11 protein-coding genes are annotated in these 13,366 nt (G+C 43.6%); 4 read left to right on the top strand and 7 right to left on the bottom strand.

Features of this window, described 5'->3' with window-relative positions:
- Window positions 1-98: 98 nt before the first annotated feature.
- The 5 genes from DET62_RS05500 to DET62_RS05485 all read right to left on the bottom strand — a co-directional run bounded on the left by DET62_RS05500 (window position 99) and on the right by DET62_RS05485 (window position 5,804).
- The gene (locus tag DET62_RS05500) at window positions 99-1,331 is read right to left on the bottom strand and encodes a PepSY-associated TM helix domain-containing protein (RefSeq protein ID WP_110013275.1); all 1,233 of its coding nucleotides are present in this window, start codon (window positions 1,329-1,331) and stop codon (window positions 99-101) included.
- Between the two features lie 12 nt (window positions 1,332-1,343).
- Window positions 1,344-2,519, bottom strand: coding sequence for a TonB-dependent receptor (locus DET62_RS14540; RefSeq protein WP_347876345.1), 1,176 nt, complete (start codon window positions 2,517-2,519; stop codon window positions 1,344-1,346).
- Between the two features lie 66 nt (window positions 2,520-2,585).
- Window positions 2,586-3,497 carry a TonB-dependent receptor plug domain-containing protein gene (locus DET62_RS14535; protein ID WP_243734848.1) on the bottom strand — a complete coding sequence of 304 codons (912 nt, stop codon included), beginning with the start codon at window positions 3,495-3,497 and terminating at the stop codon, window positions 2,586-2,588.
- 335 nt (window positions 3,498-3,832) lie between these two features.
- On the bottom strand, window positions 3,833-4,009 hold the full coding sequence (locus DET62_RS05490) for a DUF6435 family protein (RefSeq protein WP_110013274.1): 177 nt from the start codon (window positions 4,007-4,009) through the stop codon (window positions 3,833-3,835).
- Window positions 4,010-4,229: 220 nt separating this feature from the next.
- A complete protein-coding gene (locus DET62_RS05485) occupies window positions 4,230-5,804 on the bottom strand; it encodes a winged helix-turn-helix transcriptional regulator (RefSeq protein WP_166635824.1) in 1,575 nt (524 codons plus the stop codon).
- A 169-nt stretch (window positions 5,805-5,973) separates the two neighbouring features.
- Between DET62_RS05485 and DET62_RS05480 the strand changes: the two genes are divergently transcribed.
- Window positions 5,974-7,413: a serine hydrolase gene (locus tag DET62_RS05480; RefSeq protein ID WP_110013272.1), complete on the top strand. Its 1,440-nt coding sequence runs from the start codon at window positions 5,974-5,976 to the stop codon at window positions 7,411-7,413.
- A 130-nt stretch (window positions 7,414-7,543) separates the two neighbouring features.
- Window positions 7,544-8,494, top strand: a complete 951-nt coding sequence (locus DET62_RS05475) for a prolyl oligopeptidase family serine peptidase (RefSeq protein ID WP_110013271.1) — start codon at window positions 7,544-7,546, stop codon at window positions 8,492-8,494.
- A gap of 35 nt (window positions 8,495-8,529) precedes the next feature.
- Here the strand turns inward: DET62_RS05475 and DET62_RS05470 are convergent, their stop codons facing one another.
- Both DET62_RS05470 and DET62_RS05465 read right to left on the bottom strand, forming a co-directional pair.
- A complete protein-coding gene (locus tag DET62_RS05470; RefSeq protein ID WP_110013270.1) occupies window positions 8,530-9,228 on the bottom strand; it encodes a GPP34 family phosphoprotein in 699 nt (232 codons plus the stop codon).
- Window positions 9,229-9,587: 359 nt separating this feature from the next.
- Window positions 9,588-10,703 (bottom strand): DEAD/DEAH box helicase, encoded by a 1,116-nt coding sequence (locus DET62_RS05465; protein WP_110013269.1) that lies wholly within the window; start codon window positions 10,701-10,703, stop codon window positions 9,588-9,590.
- Window positions 10,704-11,092: 389 nt separating this feature from the next.
- On the opposite strand from DET62_RS05465, the gene DET62_RS05460 reads away from it, so the two are divergent.
- The gene (locus DET62_RS05460) at window positions 11,093-11,605 is read left to right on the top strand and encodes a hypothetical protein (RefSeq protein WP_110013268.1); all 513 of its coding nucleotides are present in this window, start codon (window positions 11,093-11,095) and stop codon (window positions 11,603-11,605) included.
- Window positions 11,606-11,734: 129 nt separating this feature from the next.
- On the top strand, window positions 11,735-13,333 hold the full coding sequence (locus tag DET62_RS05455; protein WP_110013267.1) for a DUF4435 domain-containing protein: 1,599 nt from the start codon (window positions 11,735-11,737) through the stop codon (window positions 13,331-13,333).
- Window positions 13,334-13,366: the final 33 nt, after the last annotated feature.

The following is a 13,366-nucleotide window of genomic DNA, read 5'->3' as shown; positions in this document are numbered from 1 at the left end:
TGGCTGGAATCCTTATCTGATAATTATTTTAAGTTACACTAAACTTTGTGCATTGTACAGATAGCGTCCGTTTGTAGATTTAGTGTTAATGAGTAAGTTTACTCTGGGTAGTTAGAGTTTCTGGTTTTAAGCTGTTCAAGCTGCGGCGAAATTGACGTGGAGATGTTGCTGTAGTCGTCGAAGACAACGGTAGTGTAGATAAGTGCCGCAACGCTTAGTACAAGTGATAAGCTGCCGGTAATACCCAGCCATTTGGCGGTGTTTGGGTCGCGTTTTTGAGTCCGTAAATAGTGCATTCTCATTCCGCCTGCAACTAATGCCACTAGAATAAGCCCGAAGAAGGCGTAAATAAGTTTTACGGTCAGTCCGGAGAAGTCACCAAAGTGGAGTGGGTCGGCTGTATCAGAAATTCTGGCAACAATACCTAAATTGCCGGCGTACTGAGTTCCTGCAACCTCTCCGGTAACTGGGTCAAGATATACTCGATTAGCGCGGTCACGCAGCAGTATTGAACCATTTTGTCCGGTAAAGGATATGGGCTGGTTGTATTGGTGCGGATAGTAGAATCGGGTAATGTCCATATCTGGTCGGGCGGCTTGCGCAATACTAACGAGCTCCGTGAGTGAAAGCGCGGGTTGTTGCTGTTGCGCTTTGGTATGCTCAACTGTTGGTGCGGCCGGGTAATGTTCAATGTCAAAATTGAACATCATATGTTCGGCTAAATACCATATTCCCGTAATTGTAATAGTAGCGATAAACCACCAACTCCAAAGCCCCATCCATTTGTGCCAGGAGGACCACTCCGTTCGTTTCTTCCAACTGAGCTTACCGGGTTTCGCGAGAAATCCGCGCCACCATTTGCGGTAAACATAAAAGCTGGAAATAAGCGAAATAAGAAGCAGGAGGCTGGTGAGGGTAACAATGTATTTACCTACGCCACCCATAGACAAATACATGTGAATGTCGCGTAAGTAGCGTGAAACTTGCCCCCAGTCACCTTCTCCCAGTAATTGTCCGCTGGCTGCATCGAAATAAACAAAGCGAAAGCCATTTGGGGTCATTAAACGTACTTCGCCGGCGAGGTAGTTTTGCGAGTGCACCTGCGCCCCTAAAATATGGCTCTCAGGGTAGCTTTTACTCAGGTTAGACTCTAGCTCTTTCCAGGCCACCGGGCCTTCACGTTCTTCTAGAGCCCGGTATTTTTCGTCACTAAGGTATTGAATTTCGTAACTCAGAGTAGCCAAAACGCCAGTGATACAAATGAGCAGCAGAAGCCCCGCAAAGGCGAAGCCAGCCCAGGAATGAAATTTGAACCACTGGCGGTTAGTCATTGAGCAAAGTCCTTAAAAACGATATTTAACCGATGCGTAAATGCGACGAGGTTCGCCCGGGAAGTGTCCGGTACGGGTTAAGAAGCCGCTTGACGCATATTCCTTATCAAATAAGTTTTTGATATTAACCTGAACTAACCACTGGTCAAACTCAGTCTGCCAGCTGACATCAAACACTGTGTAGGGTTTAACTCGTTGAGCGGGGTTCGAAAAGCTTATTTGCTCACTGACGTAATCCATACCACCGCTGATAGAGGAGTTCAGTGCAGGCAAGTCATAGCGCGTCCATAAACCCATTTGGTGCATAGGAGCGTTTGCGAACTGGTCACCGACTGCGTTGGTAATACCCTGGCCAGGTACGGTTTCTACCACTTTTGCGTCGTTGTATGCATAGTTAGCATTAATAACCCATTGGTCGGTAATGTCGCCCAGAACATCAATTTCAAACCCACGGCTGCGTACTTTACCTACGTTGCCTAAAACATTGCGACCGTCTTCGCTGACTTCACCAGTTGCCTGCAAAATATTTTCACGGTTAATTTCGTAAACCGCTGTGCTGACGCGAATGCTGTCGTTAATCAATGACCAGCGGGCACCTAACTCGGCAATGTCCGACTGTTCCGGCTCGAAAGGACCGCCAACCTCTGGCTCTTGATCCCCGGCCGATTGCGGTGAGAACCCGGTACCGTATAACGCATAAGCCCGAACCCAGTCGGCAAATTCATAGGTTCCACCAATACGGTAGGTTAAGTCACTGTCATCAAAATCTGCTGCATTGGTCTCGTCTTCAAACTGGTCGTAACGCAAACCCAGTAACAGGTTCGCTTTTTCGTTAAACGAAATTTGATCCTGCAGGTAGAAGCCGTCGCGCTGAGTTTTGGTAACTCTTGGGGTCGCATTTTCTAATGCGGTAGAGTAGGGGCCTGAGGTCAGTCCGTAAACTGGGTTATGGATCTCTAAATTGGGAACTTCGCCAGGATTAGCGTTGTTGCCAATAAAGGTGTTGTCTGCCGTATAACTTTCGGCTCCCATTAACACAGTATGTTCCAGACCTGAAATATTGAGTTCACCAATTAAGTTGCCGGTAACACTGGTGGCTTCGTTTTCACGATACTGATTACGGAATTGTCGTTGACTGTAAACCGCCTCTCTCGGGTCGTCCACAGGATTTAAATCGGCATCAAGCAGGCCGCGAGGCTCATGGTAATTCTGACGCTCGGTGTTTTCATAGTGACGAATGGTTAAATCGCCGCGCTAGTTAAGCGAGAAGTCGTGATTAATACGGGCCTGATAAACGGTAGCTTCTAATCTTTGGAAGTCGCTGGCTTCGTTATGGTTCCATTTACGGTCGGTGACAAAGTTACCGTCGTTATCAACCGGCACGCCGCGAAGGCGAGCGCCCTGGTAATCTTGCTCGTAGTCGGTTAGTTGAAGAATGATCTCGCTGTCGCTTCCTACATCAAAAGCGTAACCTAAATCGAGAATTTTATTGGTTTGCTCGGTGTTATAGCGAAACGGTTTTTCGTTGTCGTAATAGTAACCAGCACGGTAACGCTGAGAAGCATCTTCTGTTAGTGGGCCGCTTAATTCAACAGAACCGCGTTTGTAGTCGTAATTTCCGAGCCCCAGCTCAATGGAACGCTCCGCTGTTGCTGTCGGCTTTTTAGTCACGTAGTTAATAACACCGCCGGGCTGACCGCTACCGAACATGGCACCACTTGGGCCTTTCAATACCTGAATTTGTCCAATATTGAACAGCTGCGGAACCGCAAACCCGTTAAACGGGTCACCACGGACACCGTCATAGAAAATGTCATCCTGACGGAAACCACGGAAAGTAATGGTGGAGTAACTGAATGAATTCACGCCACTGATACTGCGATACAAATCGGTTATTTGGCGGGCGGCCTGATCTTTCATCAGTTCTTCGGTCAGCACCTGAACGCTTTGTGGAATTTCTTCAATGGGCGTATTCGTGCGTGTAGCAACACTGCTTGAGTCCTGACGGTATAGCGTTTGGGCACGACCCTTAACGTTAATGTGCTCAATGTTCTCGTGAGCCCCAGTTGTGTCAGATTCGTTTGTTGTTTGTGTCTCTTGTGCCAGTAGTGGTGTGCTTGTCATACCGGCCAGAGTCAGTGCGATAAAGCATTTTGTCAGTTTCATTGATACCCCCGTGAAATGTCGGAGGAGGATCATAAATGAGAATGATTTGCGTTTCAATGTAAAGGTGAAATAAGTTTTCAGTTTATTTGTATACAGGTGGGATACGAGCTTTAGAGTGTGTTGATGGTGGTCTTGATAAAAAACGTTCCCTAGCCGCAGCTAGGGAACAAATTTGCACTTCCAGGGAGAGGAAAAGCAAAGACCTGTAAAAGCAAAACTTAAGAGTACTTAAGTAATTGCGATACGGATTGTAATGAGAACCATTATTATTTGCAAGTTTGTTTTGAGGCTTTTGAGAAAAGCGGGTTGCCAGTTAGCAACCCCAAACTGAAAGCTTATTTATTCTGGCTTTCCAGTGCTTGAATCTTATTCCAGAGTTCGTCTGCTTGCTGGCTGATATGCGAACTATCGCGAATGTTTCCGTTACGCTGCATTTCCATGGCTTTTTGTTGCAGTTGCTTTAGTTCTTTGCGCATTTTCTTCGTAGGGTCTGACTTAAAAAGTCCAAACATTAATGACTGCCTCAAATTATAAAATGTATTTAGCAGTACGATAAAATCTGGTTAAAAGTTTATTTGTCGTTTAGGGATTTGAACTTTAGGCGAGTCCATATAAAGGTGGTTACCGGAACCAATACCAAAAAAGATAGAGGCCAAAGAATAGCTAACAGGTATTAGCCGTCCAGGCATTTTTTCTTCGTTTCCTGAACTTAAATATTGTAAAAGTGAGATCTTACATTGTTGGGGGAACGCGCTTTGGCATTTTCCCTCTGTTTTTTGATTCAATCAAATCCAGTAAACGATTCAAATGATCTGAAGTCGCAACTTTTGAATTTACCGGCAAATGAGTGAATCGATACGTGGGTGTGAACCCCTCAGCGACAGCAAGTTCAAACTTCTCTGTTGCTTCAAGAATCTTATTATTCGTCAATAATATTATGCCCTCCAGAAAAGTCAGTTCAGCCCATTGGTTTCCATTTAATTTAAGTTTTGCAATTTGTTTACCTAACGCCGTTAGGCTTGAGCTTTCCTTTCTAAGTGCAGCTAGGTAGACTTTCGCAGGCAGACTATATCGTCCTCCTAGTCGGGATGCCTCGGCAAACTCGTTAATCGATTCTTCAGTTTGTGTATCTATTAATAACGCCATACCCATTAGCCAATGGGCTTGCTGTGAATACTGCTCTTTTTGAATCACTTCGCGTAACAAGGGAATAGCTTCAATATGTCGCCCGCTCGCAAGAAGATAATCACTAAAAAATAACCGGGATATAAGAGAATTAGGCTCTTTATTTAACGTTTCTTTGAATTGCTCCTCGGCTGCAGAGAAACGATATGATTGCCGGTAAAGCTCTCCGAGAGAAGCGTTAGTCAATGGATTTCCGGGGTCGAGCTCAACCGCCGATGTTGCAAGCTTGTGCGCCTCGATTAGGTGACCTAATTGAATGTGTGCAAGTGAGGCATAGGCTGATACCTCTCCCCAGTTGGGTTCTATTTGACGGGCAAGATTGAATGAAGCAATTGAGTTTTCAAACTGCCCGGATAAATAGTAGGCAAGCCCAAGAGATTTGTGGCTCCAGGCTAAGCTGTCATTAAGCCGCACAGCTTTTTTCGCATACTTTTTTCCAAGTTCCAACCAAGTCTCGTTCTTACCATAATGCCAATACCCTTGGAGATATGCGTCAGCCAGACCACTATAGTTTGAAGCTTCTTCAGGAGCGCTATCTATCGCATCCTGATATAAGGAAATCGCAGTGTCGTTATCTTTTTCAGTGTATTTGAAATAATACTGAGCGGCTTTGTAGCTGAGTTCTTCGTTTCTTTGATTAAATGGGCTTTCGTTTTGAACGTTAAAGATTAAGAAGAAAATGGTTCCTATGGCGAGTAAACCAAGGGCTAGAAATGACACCACGGGCAAGCGGGAGATCGATCTTTTATTTGAAGAAGTAGATTGAGAGTCGGCACCATCATTATTGTTATTTCCCTCTGAACTCATGACTTTTGCGACCGGAGCAATGCATCGATACCCCATTCCGCGTTCGGCGACGATGTACTTTGGTTCAGAATAAGTATCTGATAGTGATTCTCTTAAGCGGGATACTCGCTTTTTAAGGTTCTCATCAGAGACGACCCTCTCTTTCCAGACGGCTTCAATAAGCTGGTCATGGGTCACAATATTGGGAGCATTTTCAACAAGTACTTTCAGTAAGCGATAAGACAGCTCCGGTAAAGGGATATTATCCCCGTTCTTGACTACCTTTCTGTTTAAAGTATCCAGGGTTAGGTCGTTCCCCACTTTAAAGACATTCATTATCAAACTCACTTTTTGCATTTTAAATAATTGATTTCAAATATTTTATTTGGTCGTCACTATAAGTCACCGAAAAGGACCGGCTTAGTCATGTTTCTTTTTATATATTCAGTACAGTTCCTCAACTTAGTGTAAACCTTATCTTATTTCGAACGACTTAAGGATATTTATGTACATAAAATTATTGGGTATTTACTTTCTGTTTTTGGCGACTGGCATTGCCGGAGCAACTGAAAACAAAGCCAAAAAATTAGATGATTTTATTGAGTCATACGCTGAAAATCGCGAGTTTAATGGTTCGGCGTTGATTTCTTATAAAGGCAATGTGCTGCTGGAAAAAGGTTATGGCTATGCCAATATGGAGTGGAAAATTCCCAATTCGGTTGATACAAAATTCAGGATAGCCTCCACAACCAAGCCTTTTACAGCTGCTTTGGTTCTAAAGTTAGTCGAAGAAGGAAAGATAAAGCTAAGCCATCCTATCAGTGACTACCTGCCTGATTATCGCAGTGACACTGGCGGAAAAGTTAGTATTCATCAGTTGTTAAATCATACATCAGGCATTCCAAACGTCTTTAGTCACCCTGAGTTCAGAAATATAGAAGCAAATAACCCTTACGGCCTGGATGATTTTATTTCAAAATTTTGCAGTGGCGATTTGCAGTTCGAACCAGGCACTCAGTTTCGTTACAGTAATGCTGGCTACACCATTTTGGGAAAAATAGTAGAGCAGGTAAGCGAGTTAAGTTATCAACAGGCTTTGCAGAAATATATTTTTGATCCACTGAAAATGCATAACAGCGGAGATTCCTACGCCGGAGCTGTTGTTCCGAAATTAGCCGAAGGTTACGAGAGAACGTTAGCAGGGTTTAAACCAGCGAAGAACATTGATATGACAGTTACGCATGCAGCTGGATCGATTTATTCAACGGTTAGAGACTTATATCAGTTCAGCAAGGCTTTACATTCAGGTGGACTATTGAGTGAAGAGCTAAAGCAAAAAGCCTTTTCAGTGTCACCTCACCGAAACTATGGTTACGGCTGGTTAATTACTGACTTACCGGAGGACAAGTTCGATAAAAAGCTAACTCAAATACACCATCCCGGAATGATGCCCGGCTTCAATGGTGACGTGGTTCGGATTATTGAAGACGATATTACTATCATCATTCAAAATAACACTGGAGGCGCTCCACTTCGTGCTATGACTGAGGGGATCCTGAATATTATTTACAATAAACCGGTTACTTTTGCACAAATCGGTATTGAAGATAGGCTCTATTCTACACTTCGCCAGAATGGGCTCCGAACTGCTATTAACACGTATATGCAACTTCAGAAATTGGACCGTGGTTTCAGTGAACGAGGTTTGAACTCATTTGGTTATCAATTGATGGAAGTAAGCAGTATAGAAGCGGCGATAGCTTTCTTTCAGATTAACTCTGAAGAGTACCCAAACTCATCCAATGCCTATGACAGTCTCGGTGAGGCTTACCTTGCGAACAAGGAATTTAAGAAAGCATTGGTAGCTTACGAGAAAGCATTTTTACTGGATGAAGATAATCGAAATGCGGCTGAAGCTATCGTTAAGATAAAAAAATCACTATGAGCCATGGCTGACTTGTGAATCGTTTATATACTCATTGTTAAAAGAACTAATAACAATATCTTGAGTCAGATAATATTCCGTCGCTATCAAGCGAATCACACTTTAAATTATGGCAATCTGAGACTGAAAAATGATAAGGAACATCACAAAATTAGCTTTAATATTTATTTCGTTGATATTTTCCGACAGCTCTTTGGCGAATGACTCTGGCGATATTCTTAGAGAGAAAAATTGCTTCGGGGATACTTATGAAGAGGCCATGCACTCAAGGATAAACAAAAAAGAGTTCCTGGATTTACAAGCTAATTTTATCTGCAAGGTCATTGTCTACCAAAGCGGCCAGTATCCTGTTGGCGGAATACTGTTAACCCCGAAAACCGAGGGCGACCAAAAAGTGCCTGCGGTCATTTTCAATCGAGGGGGTAATGGCCATTTTGGGGCTCTAAACTATTCCAATATTTTTCTGCATTTGAAACCGATTGCTGAAATGGGAGTTGCTGTTTTAGCCACTCAATACAGAGGTGGAATGGAGTTAACTGATGGGCCGGACGAGAGTGTTGATGAGTTTGGCGGGAGCGATGTGAAAGATGTTACTAATATTGTCCGGCTAGCCTCTCAGTTGCCATACATAGATGAACATCAAATTCATATGGTTGGGTTTAGTCGGGGGGCAATGTCGGCTTTTATATCGCTCAAAAAGCTGAATAATATAAAGTCACTGACGGTGCTCGGTGCGCCCTCTAATTTATTCAAAACAATTGAGGAAAGACCTGAAATGGAAAAGGTCTTCGATTATAGAGTACCGAATTTCACGAGCAACAAAGAGTCCGAATTAAGAAAGCGCTCCGTAGTGTATTGGTTAGACGAACTCCCTGATGAATTACCTACTCTCATACTTCACGGAGCTAAGGATAAAAGGGTTTCTGTGGAGCAAGCAAAGATCTTAGCGGATAAGTTATCCGATATTAATCATCCCCATAAGCTGGTTATTTATGATGACTACCACGGTTTACAGTTTTCGCAAGGCCTAATGTTTAAAGAGATAAAAGCATGGATAACGGGAGAGCCCAAGGCAGAATAAACGGTAAACTAGCCTGCAACGGCAACCGTATTTTTTTAACAGGAGCTTGGGCTCGATGTCACTGTTGCTGCAGTTATAGCCGGCATGATGGCAGCTATCATAACTGCTGCTTCTATAGCCTGGATCGCTTCTTTTGCGGCTTTGGATACCAGTTCGCCGTTTTCTATTTGCTTAATACGCTGTTTGCGATCTTTCAGCTCTTGTTGGCTAAATACCTGAGGTAAAAGCGCTGCGCTATTGGCTAAAGCAATTGTAATAGCTATTCGCGGCCCAATATCGTTTTCATCACTCAGTACTACATTGCGCATTTCCTGGCGCAACTGCTCTTCAGGTTCAGGATTCACCTCTGGGTAAACACGGCGCTCAAACAGCCACAAGACTTTCTCTTTCTCTGACGCCACTATTCCGTCAGCAGCGAGTGCCTGCGCTACTTTGTGTTTAAGGTCTTTAATGCCAGCGAGTTTCTCTACCCAGTACTCTAATTGGTATTGCCGCTTTGTGTCCGAGATCTTAGCTAACGCTTCATCTAATAACGAGTCACCTGTTGGGCTGTCGTTAACTAACGTGACTTTTTCTTTATTGCCGTCATCAACTTTTATACGTCCAAGAATCAATAGCTCGGCAGCTAGTGCGGCCGCGGTCGCATATTCTACATACGCTCCGTTCATGGTGCCTTTTTCCTCGCATAACGCGAGCAGCACAATGGCTTCGTGAAGCTTTAAGTTGTCCGGCATTCGGTACCTGCTTAATAATAGTTGTTATAAGATTGTTCATAATAAGCATTTTGGGTTGAGACAGGCAAGGCTAAGATAGGGTAGGTACAGTAGATGCTTGTTGATACCTGCTTAAGTAGTGAATTAGATCTGAGTTTTACTGTTAACTTTAGTCTAATATTACTAGCTTTTGTCAGCAATACAGCCTAGTTTGTTGTCTTGTGTGTTTAATTCGACTAATGCCAATTACATAATAAAATATTTGAGTTAAATATTGTACGTAGCTCGAATGAAAACCAGCTTGTGCCAATTGGTGCTATGCTTTCTACTGTCTCGCTTTTAGGCAGAATCGTTCCAGTAAGTTCGACGTCGGCAAACCTCTACAACTCACGCTGCTTAATCCGCTCCCCTATAAGATCCTCAATGGCTTTTAGCGCTTCAGCGTCCTCGTCCGTTACCAATGATATAGCATGACCGGTTTGACCGGCGCGGCCAGTGCGGCCAATACGATGTATGTAATCTTCCGCAACGTGGGGGAGATCGTAATTGATAACGTACGGCAGCTTTTCAATGTCGATGCCGCGTGATGCGATATCGGTGGCGACAAGCACCTGCACTTTGCCGCTTTTAAAGTCAGTTAATGCTTTGGTGCGGGCACCCTGGCTTTTGGCGCTGTGAATAGCCGCTGCCAAGAAGCCGGCTTTATCCAGCTGTTTGACTAACCGGTTAGCGCCTTGCTTGGTGCGCGAAAACACAAGCACCTGGGGTAAGTTGATACTTTTCAGTAGCTTTAATAGCAGCCCTAACTTTTGACTTTTTTGTACTTCATACACTGTTTGCTCAATAGGCTCGGCTGTGGAGTTGGGTGGTGCCACGGCAATTTCTACCGGGCTTTTCAGCAAGCCCTTAGCCAGCGTACGAATGTCATCGGAAAAGGTTGCCGAGAACAGAAGTGTTTGGCGCTTAGCCGGAAGTAACTTAATAATTTTCTTTATGTCGTGAATAAAGCCCATGTCGAGCATACGGTCGGCTTCATCTAACACCAGCACTTCTAACTTGGGGAAACGAACCGCGTTTTGTTTGTATAAATCCAGCAAGCGGCCTGGCGTCGCCACCAGAATATCCACGCCTTTACGAAGCTTCATCATTTGCGGATTAATTTTCACACCACCAAACGCCACCGCATAATTCAGTGGCAGACCCGCACTTAAGTTCGCAACGTTCTCACCCACCTGAGCAGCTAATTCGCGAGTCGGCGTTAAAATGAGTACGCGCGCCGTGTTTGCCTTTGCGCGCTCGTTACCTTTCAGAAGCTCTAAAATAGGTGCGGTGAAAGCGGTTGTTTTTCCCGTACCCGTTTGCGCCGCTGCCATGACGTCTTTCCTTGCAAGCACCAAAGGAATAGTCTGAGCTTGAATGGGCGTAGGCTCGCCGTAACCTTGACGTGCAAGGGCTGCAAGAGTTTCAGGAGAAAGTTCGAGATCAGAAAAAGTCATGTGACCGTGTGCGGTTTGGTGTTTAGGCTGTGTATTGTACGTTAGATTCGGGTTATTTGGTACGGTTCCGCCGCTTATGACTGGCTGGTTGATTCAGTTGCCTGCGCACATTCTTCGGTGATGTCGCACCGTTTAGCATTGCTTTATGGAATTAACTCTTTTATCGTCAGCTATATAACAAAAAATTAAAGTATAATATTGCGCATTAGGTTGAACGAAAGTGAGCATGCTCGAATTGTTTTTTCGGGTAAGTTTGACCTAAGAGTAAAAATAGTAATTATTATCAGTCGCTAAGACGGTTTGGAGTGCTGTTTTTGGGCGTTACAAAATGCGCATGCGCAGTATATATATGTTATGCACAGGTTGTTCGAAATGAAAGGGGTTAGCTGATGGAGATGGTAGTTTCGGTGGGTGCCTTTCTGGTCTCTTTAATAGCGCTGTACCTTTCCCACTGGCATAAATCTTCAAAAGCTATTCTTTGTTTGAATAGCCGATTTTTTGATTGCCTCAGTGAAAAAACGAATAGAGAGCTGAACTACACCTTCAGTAATACTGGTAATCAGGAGCTTTACATCAAGGATATCGCTTTGTTGATGGGGCCATCTCCACTTGGGCATTTGAAGCATGATGCCCCATATCTTGAAGTCCCAATCAACCATCTTGATCCGTTTGTGTTAAAACCAGGGGAGATTCGGCCTTTCACTGTGGTGCATGATGCTGCCTATAGACCGCCAAAGGAATCAGATCCAAATCAGCATCGGCATACAATATTGAGTCTTGAGGTGATCTCAGCAAACGGAAAGCGTTACCAAGTTGCTCATGACATCTCAGAGCTAGGCGCAACTGGACCGGCTTTGAAACATCCAATCTGGAAAGGAGTTCCCTTGGGAAGTTCAGTATGAGCGAGCTTTGCATAACAATCGGCTGCACGGCGACCGATTTTCCGCCGCTTTCGCGGCTCCAAACCGGCGCGTGAGCCGGGCGTTATATCTAAAACGAAAGCTAGTGCAATCAATTAAAGGAATTTGAAGTTGTTACCAAAATTATTCTTACCAAATCAAGATGGAACAGGTTCCAAGGTTGAAGTTGAACATAACGGATCTGCCGTAATTGTGGGTGCAAATGGATCTGGCAAAAGCCGGCTTGGCGCATGGATCGAAAGAAATATTGAAGAAAATGTAGTAGTGCATCGTATATCTGCCCAACGTGCTTTGGATATTCCTGAATACGCTACCGTTAAGTCTCTTGAGCAATCGTTAAATGATCTTCTTTGGGGTAATGAAGATCCTAAGTATGCAAGCCAGCGCTATAAATGGGGTCATAAATGGGGCAATAGGCCAGAGACATTTATGCAGCAGGATTATGGAAAAGTCCTATCTACATTGTTTGCCACCACTGCGGAAAGAGACAGAAAACATTCCGAAGAAACCAGAAAGCGTCAAAAATATATTCCTGTCGAAGACTCACCAATAGATGTACTTGTCAAATTATGGGATGAAATACTCCCTCATAGAAAGATAGTGCTAGAAGATGGCAAGGTTAAAGTAATTGATAAAGCGCATGGAACGGAATATCACGGAAAAGAAATGAGCGATGGGGAGCGCGTAGCGCTCTATCTAATGGGGCAATGTTTAGTTGCGCCTGAGGGCTCGATATTCATAGTTGATGAACCTGAAATACACTTGCACACCTCAATAATGCAGTCTCTATGGAATAAGCTTGAAGAAGCTAAGCCTGACTGTCTTTTCGTATACATTACCCACGATCTGGGCTTTGCTTCGACTAGGGTTAGCTCTACTAATATATGGGTTAAAGAATATGATGGTTCTAAAACTTGGAAATGGGACTTTGTACCTGATGTCGAAGGGTTTCCAGAAAGCTTATTGCTAGAGTTAATGGGCAATAGACGAACTATTGTTTTTGTCGAAGGAGAGAAAGGCGGTAAGGATCATTCTATATATCAATCAATTTTTAGAAACTACAATATAGTTCCTCGTAGTGGATGCCAAAGGGTTATAGATTCTGTAAAAGCAATGAAGCTTAATCAATCATTCCACCACGTAAATGTGTTTGGGATTATTGATCGTGACTATCGTACAGACCAAGAAATTGAAGGTCTTATGAAAATTGGAGTGCATACGATTGATGTCGCAGAAATTGAAAATATTTTACTTAATGAATCTACATTAAGAATAGTTGCTGAAAACCAACACCTAGAACCTGATGTTGTAGTTAGTAAAGCGCTAGAAACCGCCAAAAATTTGTTATCCAAAGATGTAGAGAGGCAAGCTTCATTACGTACTTGCAGAGTATTGGAGAATAAGCTCAGCAGAATAGATAATAAATCTGTTGGGTTTGATGCTATCAAATTAACAGTTATGGAAACACTTGGGGAAATAGACGTAGAGAGATTGTTTACAGAAAATTCTGAGTTATATTCCAATCTTACGGAGTCCGATGATCTTGATGAAATCCTGAAATATTTTAACAACAAAGGACTTCTATCAAGTATTTGTTCAACTTTTGAGCTAGGTAAGAATGGCTACGAAAAATTAGTGTTGCGAATGCTAAATTCGGAGAAGAGAGACGAAATTTTAAATGGCCTAAGAAAGTATGTGCCAGAGATATAACAAACGCATGTTGGCGGACTGGTGTTCCGCTTC

Origin of the sequence: Idiomarina sp. H2 (genome assembly GCF_004364275.1) — a bacterium.
In the GTDB taxonomy this organism is placed as follows: domain Bacteria; phylum Pseudomonadota; class Gammaproteobacteria; order Enterobacterales; family Alteromonadaceae; genus Idiomarina; species Idiomarina loihiensis.
The sequence above is the reverse complement of the archived record's forward strand: the minus strand, read 5'-3'. Positions and strand labels throughout refer to the sequence as shown.

Coding starts and splice junctions, on each gene's coding strand:
- DET62_RS05470 (WP_110013270.1), bottom strand. CDS start 9,228: ATGCCGGACAACTTAAAGCTTCACGAAGCCATTGTGCTGCTCGCGTTA.
- DET62_RS05485 (WP_166635824.1), bottom strand. CDS start 5,804: ATGAATGTCTTTAAAGTGGGGAACGACCTAACCCTGGATACTTTAAAC.
- DET62_RS05465 (WP_110013269.1), bottom strand. CDS start 10,703: ATGACTTTTTCTGATCTCGAACTTTCTCCTGAAACTCTTGCAGCCCTT.
- DET62_RS05460 (WP_110013268.1), top strand. CDS start 11,093: ATGGAGATGGTAGTTTCGGTGGGTGCCTTTCTGGTCTCTTTAATAGCG.
- DET62_RS05475 (WP_110013271.1), top strand. CDS start 7,544: ATGATAAGGAACATCACAAAATTAGCTTTAATATTTATTTCGTTGATA.
- DET62_RS05490 (WP_110013274.1), bottom strand. CDS start 4,009: ATGTTTGGACTTTTTAAGTCAGACCCTACGAAGAAAATGCGCAAAGAA.
- DET62_RS05480 (WP_110013272.1), top strand. CDS start 5,974: ATGTACATAAAATTATTGGGTATTTACTTTCTGTTTTTGGCGACTGGC.
- DET62_RS05500 (WP_110013275.1), bottom strand. CDS start 1,331: ATGACTAACCGCCAGTGGTTCAAATTTCATTCCTGGGCTGGCTTCGCC.
- DET62_RS14535 (WP_243734848.1), bottom strand. CDS start 3,497: ATGAAACTGACAAAATGCTTTATCGCACTGACTCTGGCCGGTATGACA.